Here is a 14,294-nt window from a genome sequence, read left to right as displayed (position 1 = left end):
CTACTCGCCGATGACCAACTGCCGTGCCAACTGGTTGTGACGCTCCAGCACTCGCGGCAGGTCGACGGTGGTGATGCGCCCACCCTGAACCACCACGCGCCCGTTGATCACGCTGGTGTCGACATGGGTCGGGGTGCAGAACACCAGTGCCGCCAGCGGGTCGTGCAGGGCACCGGCATAGGCCACATGGCCGAGGTCGAAGGCCACGAAGTCGGCGACCATGCCCGGGGCGAGGGCGCCGATATCGTTGCGGTTGAGCACCTTGGCGCCGCCCAGGGTGGCGATCTCCAGCGCCTCGCGGGCGGTCATCGCATCCGGCCCGAAACCGACCCGTTGCAGCAGCAGCGCCTGGCGCACTTCGCCGATCATGCTGGCGCCGTCGTTGGACGCCGAACCATCGACCCCCAGGCCCACCGGCACGCCGTGGTCGCGCATCTTGCGGATCGGCGCGATGCCTGAGGCCAGGCGCATGTTCGAGCACGGGCAGTGGGCGACCCCGGTGCCGGTGCGGGCGAACAGCTCGATGCCATGCTGGTCGAGCTGCACGCAGTGGGCGTGCCACACGTCGTGGCCGACCCAGCCCAGGTCCTCGGCGTATTCGGCCGGGGTCATGCCGAACTTCTCGCGGCTGTAGGCGATGTCGTTGACGTTCTCCGCCAGGTGGGTATGCAGCGACACGCCATACTGGCGGGCCAGCACCGCCGCCTCGCGCATCAGGTCGCGGCTGACCGAGAACGGCGAGCAGGGCGCCACCACCACGCGCAGCATCGAGCCGTGGCTGGCATCGTGGTAGTCCTCGATCAGGCGCTGCGACTCCTTGAGGATGTCGCTTTCCTTCTCCACCACCGAATCCGGCGGAAGGCCGCCCTGGCTACGGCCGACGCTCATGCTGCCGCGCGCGGCGTGGAAACGCATGCCGATCTCCTCGGCGGCGTGGATGCTGTCGTCGAGCTTGCAGCCGTTGGGGTAGATGTACAGGTGGTCGCTGGAGGTGGTGCAGCCCGAGAGGATCAGCTCGGCCATGGCCGTCTGGGTCGATACCGAGATCATCTCCGGGGTCAGCCGCGCCCAGATCGGGTAGAGGTTGGTCAGCCAGTTGAACAGCTCGCCGTCCTGGGCCGCCGGCACCACGCGGGTGAGGCTCTGGTACATGTGGTGGTGGGTGTTGACCAGGCCCGGGATGACCACCTTGCCGGTCATGTCGAGGATCACGTCGGCGTGCTGCGGCAGGGTATCGCTGGGGCCGACCTGTCTGATCACATTGTCTTCGATGTAGAGGCCGCCGCGTTTGATCTCGCGGCGCTCGCCGTCCATGGTCACCAGCAGTTCGGCGTTCTTGACCAGTAGTGTCTTGGGCATGGGTGTCCCTCCCGCTTGGGGTGTGTTTTCTGATTGTAGGGAAGCGTCAGGCGCCGTGGCGAAGCCCGGCGTCGAAGGCTGGAGCAGAACCGCGCACGCGCAGGGTCGGCCCTGGCGAGGGCGTATCGGGCGTGTGGATCGATGGCAGCAGAGCGGATGCGGCGTTCAGGGCGCACGGCATTCGAGAAGGGGGCCCGGGGAGGTTGGGCGATAGCGGATGTCGCATGGCTTTAGCCTGTCGCAATACGCAACGGCGATGACCGTTGTCGTAGGCGCGAGGCAGTGTAAACAGAATTTCTTTTTTTTGTATACGAGTTTTTCGCCGCAATTCTGACGACTGCGGGACGGACCACTCCCACAATGATTAAAGGCGCGATTGATGTCGTTGCGCCAGTATGCGACTGTCTCGCTACCAGCCATTGTCACAGGCCGGCAGGTTCGCACGGGCTGATTACACTGTGGAAATCGCCACACGGGGAGTACCTGGGATGGGCTGCGCGTTGATGGAGCATGCGGCAAGGCTGGCGTCTGCACGGGGCAGGCATTCATGAACAACCGTGGCCGGAGTATCTCCCTGCAATGGCTGGTGGCGCTGGCAATCATGCTGGGCATGCTGGCGCTGGGCGCGGCCCTGGCCTGGCAGGGCTACCTGGGGGTGCGCCAGACCCTGGTGGCGGCCGCAGGCGACGCTGCCCAGCAGGTCGGTCGGACCATCGACGAGCGCGCCCGCCGCCTGGTCGATCCGGTGCAGAGCAGCATCCGCCTGCTGGCCTTCGATGCCTCTGCGGGGGCCATGGCGCAGCACCTGGAGCGGCTACCGCAACTGGTCGAGAGCCTGCGCGCCAACCGCATGCTCAGCGCCGCCTACCTCGGCTACCCCAATGGCGAGTTCCTGCTGGTCCGCCGCCTGCGTGATCCGCAGTTGCTGCAGCGTTTCGCGGCACCGGCAGGCACGCTGTTCCTGGTACAGACCGTCAGCCTGGGCGAAGACGGCGCGTTGCATGGCGAATGGCGTTTCTACGACCAGGCGATGACCCTGCTGCTGCTCCAGCCCAAGCCGGACTACCGCTACGATCCGCGTCAGCGCCCCTGGTTCGTCGAAGCCTCTGCGCAGTCCACCACCGTGCTTACCCGCCCTTATGTGTTCTTTACCACCCGCGAGATCGGCCTGACCATGGCCCAGCGCAGCGTCGATGGCGCGGCGGTGATCGGCATGGACGTCTCGGTCACCGACCTGGCCAGCGAGAGCCGCGACCTGCGCATGACGGCTGGCACCGAGATCGCCGTGGTCGATGACCAGGGCAGCGTGGTGGCCTATCCGGACCTGCAGCGGGTCATCGTCCGCGAAGGCGAGGGCGTGCGCCTGTCGCGCATCGATGAACTGGGCATTGCCAGCCTCGCACGGATCCATGCCGATGCCCTCCAGGGTACCCGGCCACAGCCGTATCAGGTTGAAGGGCAGACCTGGTATGGCATGCGCGTGCCGCTGACCACCGTGGCCGGGCAGGACCTGCAGGTGCTGATTGCCGTGCCGGCCCACGAGCTGCTGGCCGGCGCGCGCCAGGTGTTGTTCGAGCAACTGCTCTGGGCTGCCGCGTTGGCGGCGGTGTTGCTGTTGCTCGGCGGCTTGCTCGGCCGGCGCATCGGCCGCCCGTTGCGCCGGCTCACGGAGCAGGTGCAGGGCCTGGCCGGTTTTGATTTCAGCCGCGAGGTGGGTGTGCTCTCGCGGGTGTCGGAGGTGCGTGAACTGAGCCGGGTGTTGAGCCGCATGTCCGGCACCATCCGCAACTTCCAGGCGATCACCCTCACGCTCAGCCGCGAGACCCAGCTCGAGCGCATGCTTGACGGCGTGCTCAACCACCTGGTGGCGGCTGCCAGCGCCAGTGCTGGCGCGGTGTACCTGTACGATGCCGACAACGCACGCCTGCGCCTGGCCGCGGCCTGCCGGGCCCAGGACTATCCGACTGAGCTGGCGGTACATGAGCACGACCATCAAGACCTCGCCAATGCCGTGATCCAGGCCTTGTCGTTGCAGGGGCGCAGCCTGGCAGTGGTGCTCAACGACCGCGGCCAGTCGCTCCTCGGCATCCTGGTCCTGCAACTGGAGGACGAACACGCCGGGCAGGCGTTCCGGCGCTTCGTCGAGGAACTGTCCGGCGCCGCCGCCGTGGCCATCGAGACCCGCCAGCTGGTCGAGGCCCAGCAGCGCCTGCTGGACGCCATGATCAAGCTGCTGGCCGACGCCATCGACGCCAAGAGCCCCTATACCGGCGGCCATTGCGAGCGCGTGCCGCAGCTGGCGCAGATGCTCCTGGACCAGGCCGTGCAGGCCGACAGCGGCCCCTATGCCGACTTCAGCATGAACGAGGCCGAGCGCTACGAGTTTCGCGTGGCTGCCTGGCTGCACGATTGCGGCAAGATCACCAGCCCTGAGTACGTGGTGGACAAGGCGACCAAGCTCGAGACCCTGTACAACCGTGTGCATGAGGTGCGCATGCGCTTCGAGGTGCTCTGGCGCGACGCCGAGATCGCCTACTGGCAAGGCGTGGCCAACGGTGATGACGAGTTGCTGCTGCGCCAGGCGCTGGAGCAGTGCCGGGCCGAGTTGCAGGACGAATTTGCCTTCGTCGCCCACGCCAATATCGGCGGCGAGTTCATGCAGGAGGCCGACATCGAGCGCCTGCGCCTTATCGGCCAGCGCCGCTGGCTGCGGCACTTCGACAACCGCCTGGGCATCTCCCGCGACGAGGCCGCGCGCTTCTCCGACACGCCAGTCGCGCCCTTGCCGGTGGAGGAGCCGCTGCTTGCCGACCGCGACGAGCACCAGGTGCCCTGGGGGCCGCGCAAGCCACCGGTGGCCAAGGACGACCCGCGCAACCACTGGGGTTTCGACATGCGCCTGCCGGCCCATGCCAGCAACCACGGCGAGCTGTACAACCTGTCGATCCGCCGTGGCACCCTCAACGACGAGGAGCGCTTCAAGATCAACGAGCACATCGTGCAGACCATCATCATGCTCAGCGCGCTGCCGTTCCCGCGTCAGCTGCGGCGCGTGCCGGCGATTGCCGGCAACCATCACGAGAAGATGGACGGCAGCGGCTATCCGCGCAGGCTCGGCAAGGATGCGCTGGGCATCCCCGAGCGGGTGATGGCGATCGCCGACATCTTCGAGGCGCTGACCGCGGCGGACCGACCGTACAAGGCGCCGAAGTCCCTGTCCGAGTCGGTGAAGATCCTGGTGTCGATGGCTCGGGACAACCATGTCGACGGGCAGTTGCTGCGGCTGTTCCTCAGCACCGGCGTGTATCGCCAGTATGCCGAGCAGTTCCTGCGCCCCGAGCAGATCGACGAGGTGGATGTGGAATATTGGCTGGCGCAGCTGTAGGTACTCAAAGCCTCAGACCCTCAGCAGCAGGTGCTCACGCTCCCAGGCGCTGATCACCTGTCGGTAGTTGTACAGTTCGGTGCGCTTGACCGCCACATACCCACGGACGAAGCGGTCGCCCAGGTACTCCCCAAGCAGTTCGCAACCCTCCAGCCGCGTCAGCGATTCGTCCAGCGTGGCCGGCAGGCGCAAGCCGCCATGATCGTAGGCGCGGCCCTGCACGGGCGCGCTGGGCGCCGCCTGTTCGAGCAGGCCGAGATAGCCGCACAGCAGGCTGGCGGCCATGGCCAGGTAGGGATTGGCATCGGCGCCGGGCAGGCGGTTCTCCACGCGCAGGGCGGCCGCTGTCGCGGTGGGCACGCGCAGGCCCACGGTACGGTTTTCTTCGCCCCATTCGACATTGACCGGGGCACAGGCGTCGGGCAGGAAGCGGCGGTAGGAATTCACGTTCGGGGCGAGCAGCGCCAGTGCCTGGGGCAGGTACTTCTGCAGGCCGCCGATGTAGTGCAGCAGCCGATCGCTCGGAGTGCCGTGGGCGCTGGCGAAAAGGTTGGCGCCGGTGGCCCTGTCCAGCACGCTCTGGTGGATGTGCATCGAGCTGCCAGGTTCATGGGCGATCGGCTTGGCCATGAAGGTCGCGCTGATACCGTGCTGCAGCGCCGCTTCGCGCAAGGTGCGCTTGAAGACGATCAACTGGTCGGCCAGGCGCAGCGGGTCGCCGTGGTGGAAGTTGACTTCCATCTGCGCAGGGCCGCTTTCGTGGACCAGCGTGTCCAGGTCCAGGCCCTGGACGGCGCACCAGTGGTAGACGTCCTCGAACAGCCGGGCGAATTCATGGGTGGCTTCGATGGAGAAACTCTGCCGACTGGTCTCCGCCCGGCCCGAGCGGCCTTCGGGCGCTTCCAGCGGCAAGTCCGGGTCATGGCTGCGCTTGGTCAGGTAGAACTCCAGCTCCGGCGCCACCACCGGCTGCCAGCCACTGTCGCTGTACAGGGCCAGCACGCGCTTGAGCACGTTGCGCGGCGACAGCTCGATGGGCTGGCCGTGCCGGTCGAAGCTGTCGTGGATGACCATGGCGGTCGGTTCCGCCAGCCACGGCAGGCGGTAGACGGCATGGGCGGCGGGGCGGCAGTGCATGTCGATGCCGGCCTCGTCCAGCAGCGCGTAGAAGACCTCGTCGTCGACGAAGTCGCCGGTCACCGTCTGCAGCAGCACACTCTCCGGCAGGCGCATGCCGCCGTCGTCGAGGAAGCGGTCGAGGGAGGCAACCTTGCCGCGGACGATGCCGGAAAAGTCGCTGACCACGCATTCGACCTCGCAGATGCCCTGTTGCCTGAGCCGTTGCGCCATTTGTTCGGCGGGGGTGTTCATACCAACCTCGGAAGGGGACATGGTTTCATCCTGAAGGCCAGCCCGCACATGAGCGCCGGGCTGGCTCGCCACTTAGAACATCACGCCGGTCTCGACCAGGGCACGGACCTGATCCTTTTGCTCGCCGCGACCACCGAACGCGGCGCCGTCGTCGCCACCGAGCGTCTTGACGTAGGCCAGCTCACCGCGGGCGAAGAACGTGCCGCTGCGGTAGGTGGGCGTGGCGGTCAGCGACCAGGCGCCGGACCCCGGCCCGTAGAGCAGGTTGGTCGGCGCGCAGTCGTCCTGCGCGCAGGTGCCGCCCTGGCTGTCGATGTACTCGGCGCGCAGGCCCAGGGCCCAGTGCTCGTCGAAGCTGTACTTGCCCAGCACGGCGGCGCCATAGCTCTCGGCGGCGGCGTCGATGCCGATGTCGCGCTGGCGCTCGATGCGGGTGTATTGCAGGTAGGGGCTGAGGCTGAAGTCGCCGTCGCTGTGGGTGTAGATCAGGTTGTAGACCTGGCTGTTGTTCTGCGCCGTGGGCGTGGCCACCGTGGACTTGTCATTGCTGGAGAAGTTGCCCGCGCCGATGACGGTCAAGGTGTTCTGGGCATCCAGCGCGTAGGCCAGCGAGCCGCTTACCCAGTTGTACTTGCCGGAATAGAAGCCGTCGTTGACCGAAACGCTGGCACTGACCAGCTCATGGGCATAGTTGAGCTGCAGGCCGCGGCTGATTGCCGGCTCCTGGTTCCACAGCAGGCCGCGCTGGATGTTGATGTTCTGGAAGGTGAAGGTCGACTCCGCGCCGATCAGCGTGGGCAAGGCCCCGGCCATGATCGAGAAGCGCTCGCCCAGCGGCGCCTTGAGGTAGGCCACCGGCAGGTTGCTGTAGAGCTCGTCGGCGGCCTTGCTCGATTTCATGTAGGCACTCCCCAGCGACGGCAGCGCGTAGGCCCCGGCCTGCAGGTAGAACTGCAGCGGCCCTTCGCTGGTCTGCAACTCGATCTGGGCGTTACTCAGGTCGGCGCGCGAGCTTTCGTTGCCGTTGCCGGGGGCGTCCACCACGTGGTTCTGCCAGATCCCGAGGCCGGTCAGTTGCCCGCTGACGTGCACCTTGCCCAGGGGGCCGGCGTCGAGCGCGTACGGGTTGGGATTGGAAGGCAGGGTGCTGGCAATGGCGGGGACCGACAGCGGCTCGGCCAGTGCGGGGGTGGTGACGAACAGTGTTGCAAGGCTTGCCTGGATGGCGCGAAGCAGGGGTTTTACGTACAGCGTCATGTTGCACTCTCGATACTCCGAAGACCTGGCAAAGGGTATTGAGTTGCGTATCAAGTTGCTGTCGGTTTGCGGCTCGTCGGCGTAAAGAGTTGATAAAGCGTGGCGGGTAAAATCGGCCCGCCACCGCTCCATGAAACAACAAGCGCTTCTCAGGCTAGACAACGTCAGCGTGGGAGCGATCGCTCAGGATGGTTGGGCCGCCAGGCGATTGCTGACGCTGCGCCCCAGCACCAGCACCGTGACAAAGCCGCAGCCCACGAGTGCCGTGGCCAGACTGAACAGTACCGCGCTGCCCATCTGGTCGACGATCCGTCCACCGAAGAACGAGCCCAGGGCGATGATCACCTGGAACATGGCGACGAACAGCGGCATGCCGCGTTCCACATCCTTGGGCGCTACGACGAACATCCAGATGCTGGCGCAGGCCGGGAAGGCGCCGAAGGCGAATCCCCAGAGTGCGATCAGCATCGCCGCGCCGGTGAGGCTGGTGGCGAAGTAGGGGAACAGTGCGGTGCCGACGCCGATCATCAGGGCGACCAGCATCAGGGTGTAGCGCACGCTCTGGTTGGCGGCGAAACCGGCGAAGACATTACCCAGCACCCCGGCCACGCCGTAGAGCAGCAACAGCGAGCCGATCATCGGCCCGTCGAAGCCGGCGTTGAGCTTGAAGAACGGTGCGACGTAGGTGTACGCGGCAAAGTGCGCCAGGCCGATCAGCAACACCGCGATCAGGCCGACCCGCGCCTGCGGGTTGACGAACAACGCCGGCAGGTCGCTGATGCGGATGGCCTTCTCCGGGTTGAGCCGCGGCAGCAGCAGGACCTGCGCCAGCAGCACCGGCACGCCCACCAGCGCGGTGACCAGGAAGGTCATGCGCCAGCCCATCAGCCCGCTCAGCCAGGTGCCGACGGGCACGCCGAGCACGGTGGCCAAGGTCACGCCGACCATGATGATCGAGGTGGCCTGGGCCACGCCCACGCCCTTGGGCGCCAGGCGGCCGCTCAGGGCGATCGCGGTCGCCCAGAAGCCACCGATGCTGATGCCCAGCAGTACCCGGCCGAACAGCAGCAGGCCGAAGTCGGTGGCGTAGGCCACCACGGCGTTGGCGACGATCATGATCAGCGTCAGGGCGATCAGCAGGTAGCGTCGGTCGAGGGCGCCGATGCCCACCGACAGCAAGGGCGCGGCCAGGGCCGCCATGATGCCGGGCAGGGTCACCATCAGGCCGGCCTGGCCTGCGCTGATGCCGAGGTCGGCGGCGACATCGTTGAGCACGCCCACCGGCAGGAACTCGCTGGTCACCAGGGCGAAGGCGCCCACGGCGACCGAGAGAATCGCCAGCCACTGCTGACGGACGCTCTGCTGGCTGTGTTCGGGCGGGCTGTGGGGGGACGGGTTGGGGCTTGGCATGGTGCGGGCTTCCATAGGGGACTGTCGCCTGGGACAGGCGCTGCAGCGAGGGGAAAACGGGGAGGCGATTATAGGGGGTGGATTTTGCAGCTCGACAGGCGGGCGGCTTGATAGTAATCATCAGTGGGATCGATGGGTGGCTTGGGGTAGAGCGTTTGGCCATCCCTCTCAAGGTTTTGGCCTGCACGGAAGGACATATGACAGAGGCATACCAAGGAAGCTGCCTGTGCGCAGCGATCAGCTACGAGCTGCTCACGCCACCCAAGGCCGTGAGTCATTGTCACTGCAGCCAGTGCCGCAAAGGTCACGGGGCTGCATTCGGGTCATATGGCAGCGTGCCGCGCAGCGCACTTCGCGTACTTCGCGGGGCCGACAGCATCAAGGCCTACGCCTCTTCGCAGACAGTGTTACGCGAGTTCTGCGGGGCGTGTGGCTCGACGTTGTTCTGGTCACGATCCGAAGGTGAGTTCGCCGACTGGATCTCTATCGCGCTGGGCACACTTGATACACCGTTCCAGCCACGCAAGCAAAAGCACGTTTACATCGATTCTGCGGTGCTCTGGTATACGCCTTCCAGTAATTGTCCCGAGGCCGACTGACGGCTTGCATCGCCGGAATGGGGTATGTTGTTGCCTCTGCGCTTGCTTACTGGCCTGTCATGACTGCTTGAGTATTCGATGCTGATTTCCACGTTATCCAACGGTCGATTCATTACGCCATCGCTCCAGGCCGAACCCTGTGTGCCATGGTGGAGTTTCACCAAGACGGTGTTGTCTGCGGCCGCCCTGACTCTGGTGCGCGACCGACGACTCGCCCTGGATGTCGCGCTTCCTGAAACCGCGTACACCTTGCGTCAGCTACTGCGTCACGAAGCGGGCCTCGCGGATTATGGCGAGCTTCCCGAGTACCACGCGGCGGTTGCCAATCATGAAACCGCGTGGTCCGTGGACGAGATGATGCAGCGCCTGGATGGTGCTCGGCTTCGCTATGACCCTGGAGCGGGGTGGCGCTATTCGAATGTAGGCTACATGCTGGTCGCCAGGCTCATTGAACGTGCAACAGGCCTGCCGCTTGAAGAGGCGATCAGGCAGCAAGTCCTGGCTCCACTTGGTATCTCGGCGGTTCGCTTGGCAACCCAACGCGCAGATCTGAACGGGGATTACCTCGGCCATTCGTTGAACTACGACCCTGGCTGGGTCTATCACGGATTGTTGATCGGCCCTGTTTCGCAGGCTGCCCTTTTCCTGGAGCGTCTGCTCGTCGGGACACTGCTTCCGGCCGACCTGCTCCAGGAAATGCAGGCAACAAAGGTGTTGGGTGGGCCAATGACTGGCCGACCGTGGATTGCGCCTGGGTATGCCCTGGGCCTGATGCGCGGGACGATCGAGGGTGGCCTGACGCTGGCCGGGCATACCGGGTGTGGCCCCGGCAGTGTGGTGGCGGTCTATCGATGCGCGGTTGGGGAGGCCGTCGCGTGTTGCGCAGTATTTTCGACGGCCTCGGATGAGGGACGTATTGAGGCGCTGGTCGCTCAGGAGATACGCAAGGCGCTTGAGGCTGTGCGCTGAGGCTGCCTGGTACTTGTTCCGCCTTGGATTCTCACAAGATCGGCGGTGCATAGACAACTTGGTCGCGCCCTCCCTGTTTGGCTGCATAAAGTGCGCTGTCGGCGCGCCGTAGTGCATCATCGATCTGCTCGCTATCGGCAACTAAAGTACATCCCACACTGAGGCTCACCCTCAGCGGACCGCTGGAGAGTTGCATCGGTCTGCTGCCAACGATCAGGCGCACGCGCTCCGCGATCCGCACCAGCTCGTCACGGTCCTTTACCCGCAGCAATGCGACGAACTCCTCACCGCCCTGGCGTACCAGCAAATCCTCCGGGCGAAGGGCAGCTCGCAGACGACGCGCACACTCGCAAAGCACCTGGTCACCGTCAGCATGACCGTACTTGTCGTTTACAGACTTGAAGTGGTCAAGGTCCGCATACAGAGTACCCAACTGCAGACCTTTCTCTTTTGCCAAACGGCGTTCACGATCCTGGAAGGCGGCCAACGCGCCGCGGTTCCATAGCTGTGTTAGCGGATCAAGCAAAGCCTTGCGTTGCTCACGGTCCATTTCAAGGCGTAAGTCGTGATTGGTCTGTATCAAGCTGCGCAGTTGCAGATAACCCTCTGCGAGCGTGGCCAAGTCTCTGAAGTTGGCCTGCTGGGCCTCACTTAGCAGGCGTGGACGAGGGTCGAACATGCATAACGTTCCGATCGCTTTGCCGTTTCCGGCACGCAAGGGGTGACCGGCGTAGAAGCGGATGTAGGGTGCGCCAAGTACCAGCGGATTGTCGGCGAATCGCGAATCGCACTCGGCGTCTGCCACCAGCAGGGTGTCCTCACCCAGAATGGCGTAGCCGCAGAAGGACACATTGCGCGGGGTCTCGTTTACGTCTAGCCCGATCCTGGCCTTGAACCATTGCCGATCATGATCAATCAGGCTGATCAGCACGGTATCCACGTGCGCCACTTCTTGAGTGAGCCGCACCAGCGTATCGAGGTAATGCTCAGCCGGTGTATCCAGCACATTCATTTCATCGAGGGTACGCTGGCGCAACATTTCGTCAGTCGGTATGGGACAAGCCGGCATGTCGTTTCTCCAGTCCATGGGGGTAGCGTCTCCCAAAGGTAAGGTTTGACGCCGAGACTGAATCTACTCTAGACAGTTGAATGGATAAGGTCGAAACCATCAGTCGCCAAGGGTTATCCCGTTTGGTACTTGTCCCAGAGCTTGTTCCGGAATCGCCCCCCTGGATCGACTTGCGCTTTGAGTGCTAACAGACGGCGCGCGTTTGGGTAGGCACTTGAGAACTGTTCCTGCGTTGCATGCAGTTGGTAGGGAAGATAGTAGGTGCCGCCAAGCAACAGCGCAGCGTTGATGAGTTCGCGTGTCCACACGCCAACGGCCTCGCGATCATCCACCCCGACGCGCTGCCAATAATAGAGCACGAATGAAAACACTTCTTCGCGTGCCCAGGACAGCAACGAGTCCGGGGCGGCCGGAGCGTGTCGGATGGAGATATTGACGGCGTCAACGCTGTGCGCCTGAAGGATGGCGGCCATTTGCGTTACGAACGCATTGAACTGTGTCACTGGCACAAAATATTCTTGCAACGCATAGGTACTGTTTCGGGTTGCAATGGGGCCAAGCGAAGCGACATCCGCACTGGCCTCGTAGTTGCGCCGTACGACCGGTTGATTGAGATAGCGCAGTGGATCGACCACATCCTTGCGAATCATTGGGCCACCGGGAAGCTTGGTCACACTCCACATGACAGTCTGGTTGATCTTGTACGACTGCCCCGGCGCCACCAGCCTTTCTGCGACGGTCAACGCTTTGTCCGAGGCACGCCAAGTGACGGAAGTGGCCATGTCGAAATAAGGGGGGGCCAAATCGGCATTATGCAGGATAGCCTGTTCGTTCTCGCGGACTTGCTCATTGAAAAAACGCGGGTAATCAGCAACTGGCATGCGGCGTACCTGACGTTCCATTGTGATGTTGGACGCAAGGTCCAGTTCGACCTCAGTGATCACCCCCACCGCACCATAGCCACCGATAGCAGCGTAGAACAGGTCGGAATTTGCGCTGCGGGACGCTTCTACTACCGAACCGTCCGCAAGTACCAGTTGCAGAGAACGCACAGAGTTGATGACCGGACCTGCGCCGACATAGCGTCCATGAGCATTGACTGACAGCGATCCGCCGACGGTGAAGTTGGCATAACTCTGCATGATTTTTATCGAGAGGTCGTCCGGGTCTATGACCGACTGCAGGTCACGCCAACGCATCCCTGTTTGCACGCGTATGACTCTGCTCTCAGGCGAATATCGGATCACCTGATCAAACTGACGCATGTCGAGGTGCAGGCTGTTTTCGGTAGCGATCTGCCCCCCCATGCTATAGCGGCCACCACCGATGCTGACTGGGCCTGACGACATCGCGAGCGCCCGCTGTATTTCGCCCGTGGTGCGAGGAGCGAGCAAACGATTGACCCAAATCGGATTGAGCATCGTCACATCGTTCACCAGGACGCCCGATGGTGCCGCCCATGACGACCACGGTGAAAGCACACTGACGGCAATCCCGGCCATCCCAGCCTGGAGTAGATGGCGCCGAGTGAGATTAGGCGACGATTCTGAAACGGCATGCTGTTGTGTACTGTCGATCAATTGCGCTCCCTCGCGGTTAATCAAAAATAAGATGCGCCTTCGGACTTCAAAGCAGGCTAGGGCCGTACAGCGTCTTTACAGAGCCCGGCCGGAATACCACAAATGTGTGCACTTGTCCCAGAGTCCTAACGCCACTGCTTTGCCGTCATCTTTTCCGCTGCCCGACTTTGGCCATTCTCAGTCCTATACGGATGACTGCATATTGGCCGATAGCTGCCGGTCGTGGATGACCGGTTTCGACCCAAAGCTGCCGTTCGTACATAACGGCGTTAAGTCGTCGGGGGGCTTCTTGGCCTGCGTCAGCACATCCACGCCCGCACCAATTTCTAGCTGGCATCAGTACGATTACTGACTGGCGACCGCCACGTGAAGTGCAGTATGAGCGTGGTAAAGAAGAAGAAAGGGATACCGACAGCGATTGAGATCTTTTCAGTCATCAATAGGCCCGCTCCTGCCCCTACCATTGCTGCTAGCACTAGAAAGAAAATATCGCTCTTCTGTTTGGCGGGGCGCACGAAATATCTGCTTAGAATCTGCAAGTTCATTCTCATTTCTCGCGCTCAAAAAAACTCTCGCATCACAAGCATCACCGCTAGGCAAATCATGATAGCACCAGAAATCCTACCTACGAGTCGAGCGACACTTGGCCGGGTACTCAATGCTTTATTCGCCCCGAAGCCCACCATTGAATAGACAACCGAGCAACTCGCCGTGTACACCAGCCCCAAGGCTAGGATCTGTGCTGGAACGCCCCAGACAGCCGACTCCGACGTCCAAGGTGGCAAAAACGCCAAGAAGAAAATAAATGCCTTGGGGTTCAACCCGCTAACAAGTGCTCCCTGTCGGAACCAGGTGATCCAACTACCATCGGTTGCTGATTCACCGTCAGCATGAGGAACAGGAGGATTGCGCAACGTGCAGCAACCCAACCATGCCAGATATAGAGCGCCCGCGACGGTGAGGATTGCCATCACCATTGGATTGCTGGCGACCAGGACCCCTACGCCTGCGGCGATCAAGATGGTCAATACCACGTAGCCCGCCAGCAATCCCAGCACTGATGCTCCAATTCCTCGGTTACGAATGCCTGCTGATATCGCATAAGCCCAGTCAGCGCCTGGAGTGAAAACGAAGAGCAGTGAAAAGGCCCAGAATGCCATTAGCGTTGACAGACTCATGCTGGCTCCTGAAGGCGGGTAAAAGTCGATGCGATGTACATGTTCTACTCAGGATAAGAAACGTGGCTTACGCGGTGCGCGACTAGGGTTGCTGCTTGAGCGCAGAATGCATTAAGG

General features: G+C 63.2%; 10 protein-coding genes. 3 read left to right on the top strand and 7 right to left on the bottom strand.

Annotated features, from left to right (window positions below):
- Nucleotides 1-1,359, bottom strand: coding sequence for an 8-oxoguanine deaminase (locus tag HU735_RS03780; RefSeq protein WP_050706082.1), 1,359 nt, complete (start codon nucleotides 1,357-1,359; stop codon nucleotides 1-3).
- A 547-nt stretch (nucleotides 1,360-1,906) separates the two neighbouring features.
- Between HU735_RS03780 and HU735_RS03775 the strand changes: the two genes are divergently transcribed.
- Nucleotides 1,907-4,744 (top strand): HD domain-containing phosphohydrolase, encoded by a 2,838-nt coding sequence (locus HU735_RS03775; RefSeq protein ID WP_186712465.1) that lies wholly within the window; start codon nucleotides 1,907-1,909, stop codon nucleotides 4,742-4,744.
- Between the two features lie 12 nt (nucleotides 4,745-4,756).
- Here HU735_RS03775 and HU735_RS03770 read toward each other — a convergent pair whose 3' ends face one another.
- The 3 genes from HU735_RS03770 to HU735_RS03760 all read right to left on the bottom strand — a co-directional run bounded on the left by HU735_RS03770 (nucleotide 4,757) and on the right by HU735_RS03760 (nucleotide 8,782).
- The gene (locus tag HU735_RS03770; RefSeq protein ID WP_186712551.1) at nucleotides 4,757-6,115 is read right to left on the bottom strand and encodes a glutamine synthetase family protein; all 1,359 of its coding nucleotides are present in this window, start codon (nucleotides 6,113-6,115) and stop codon (nucleotides 4,757-4,759) included.
- Nucleotides 6,116-6,187: 72 nt separating this feature from the next.
- Complete coding sequence (locus HU735_RS03765) at nucleotides 6,188-7,372, bottom strand: outer membrane beta-barrel protein (protein ID WP_186712464.1); 1,185 nt, start codon at nucleotides 7,370-7,372, stop codon at nucleotides 6,188-6,190.
- Nucleotides 7,373-7,555: 183 nt separating this feature from the next.
- Nucleotides 7,556-8,782 carry an MFS transporter gene (locus tag HU735_RS03760; RefSeq protein ID WP_186712463.1) on the bottom strand — a complete coding sequence of 409 codons (1,227 nt, stop codon included), beginning with the start codon at nucleotides 8,780-8,782 and terminating at the stop codon, nucleotides 7,556-7,558.
- A 197-nt stretch (nucleotides 8,783-8,979) separates the two neighbouring features.
- Here HU735_RS03760 and HU735_RS03755 point away from each other — a divergent pair, with 197 nt between their 5' ends.
- Both HU735_RS03755 and HU735_RS03750 read left to right on the top strand, forming a co-directional pair.
- Nucleotides 8,980-9,381 (top strand): GFA family protein, encoded by a 402-nt coding sequence (locus tag HU735_RS03755; RefSeq protein WP_186712462.1) that lies wholly within the window; start codon nucleotides 8,980-8,982, stop codon nucleotides 9,379-9,381.
- Nucleotides 9,382-9,459: 78 nt separating this feature from the next.
- Entirely contained in the window at nucleotides 9,460-10,350 is an 891-nt protein-coding gene (locus HU735_RS03750; protein WP_186712461.1) for a serine hydrolase domain-containing protein, read from the top strand.
- A 31-nt stretch (nucleotides 10,351-10,381) separates the two neighbouring features.
- On the opposite strand, the gene HU735_RS03745 is transcribed toward HU735_RS03750, so the two are convergent.
- The 3 genes from HU735_RS03745 to HU735_RS03735 form a co-directional block, all read right to left on the bottom strand.
- Nucleotides 10,382-11,419 (bottom strand): sensor domain-containing diguanylate cyclase, encoded by a 1,038-nt coding sequence (locus HU735_RS03745; protein ID WP_186712550.1) that lies wholly within the window; start codon nucleotides 11,417-11,419, stop codon nucleotides 10,382-10,384.
- A gap of 113 nt (nucleotides 11,420-11,532) precedes the next feature.
- Nucleotides 11,533-12,999, bottom strand: coding sequence for an FAD-binding oxidoreductase (locus HU735_RS03740; protein WP_238349744.1), 1,467 nt, complete (start codon nucleotides 12,997-12,999; stop codon nucleotides 11,533-11,535).
- 560 nt (nucleotides 13,000-13,559) lie between these two features.
- Nucleotides 13,560-14,177 carry a LysE family translocator gene (locus tag HU735_RS03735; protein WP_186712460.1) on the bottom strand — a complete coding sequence of 206 codons (618 nt, stop codon included), beginning with the start codon at nucleotides 14,175-14,177 and terminating at the stop codon, nucleotides 13,560-13,562.
- Nucleotides 14,178-14,294 lie beyond the last annotated feature (117 nt).

Source organism: Pseudomonas sp. BW16M2, assembly GCF_014268865.1.
Taxonomy (GTDB): Bacteria; Pseudomonadota; Gammaproteobacteria; order Pseudomonadales; family Pseudomonadaceae; genus Aquipseudomonas; species Aquipseudomonas peradeniyensis.
This window is presented reverse-complemented; position numbering and strand designations above follow the sequence as displayed.

Excerpts from the sequence above, each read along its gene's own strand:
- HU735_RS03780 (WP_050706082.1), bottom strand. The coding sequence starts at position 1,359 with ATGCCCAAGACACTACTGGTCAAGAACGCCGAACTGCTGGTGACCATG.
- HU735_RS03775 (WP_186712465.1), top strand. The coding sequence starts at position 1,907 with ATGAACAACCGTGGCCGGAGTATCTCCCTGCAATGGCTGGTGGCGCTG.
- HU735_RS03770 (WP_186712551.1), bottom strand. The coding sequence starts at position 6,115 with ATGAACACCCCCGCCGAACAAATGGCGCAACGGCTCAGGCAACAGGGC.
- HU735_RS03765 (WP_186712464.1), bottom strand. The coding sequence starts at position 7,372 with ATGACGCTGTACGTAAAACCCCTGCTTCGCGCCATCCAGGCAAGCCTT.
- HU735_RS03760 (WP_186712463.1), bottom strand. The coding sequence starts at position 8,782 with ATGCCAAGCCCCAACCCGTCCCCCCACAGCCCGCCCGAACACAGCCAG.
- HU735_RS03755 (WP_186712462.1), top strand. The coding sequence starts at position 8,980 with ATGACAGAGGCATACCAAGGAAGCTGCCTGTGCGCAGCGATCAGCTAC.
- HU735_RS03750 (WP_186712461.1), top strand. The coding sequence starts at position 9,460 with ATGCTGATTTCCACGTTATCCAACGGTCGATTCATTACGCCATCGCTC.
- HU735_RS03745 (WP_186712550.1), bottom strand. The coding sequence starts at position 11,419 with ATGCCGGCTTGTCCCATACCGACTGACGAAATGTTGCGCCAGCGTACC.
- HU735_RS03735 (WP_186712460.1), bottom strand. The coding sequence starts at position 14,177 with ATGAGTCTGTCAACGCTAATGGCATTCTGGGCCTTTTCACTGCTCTTC.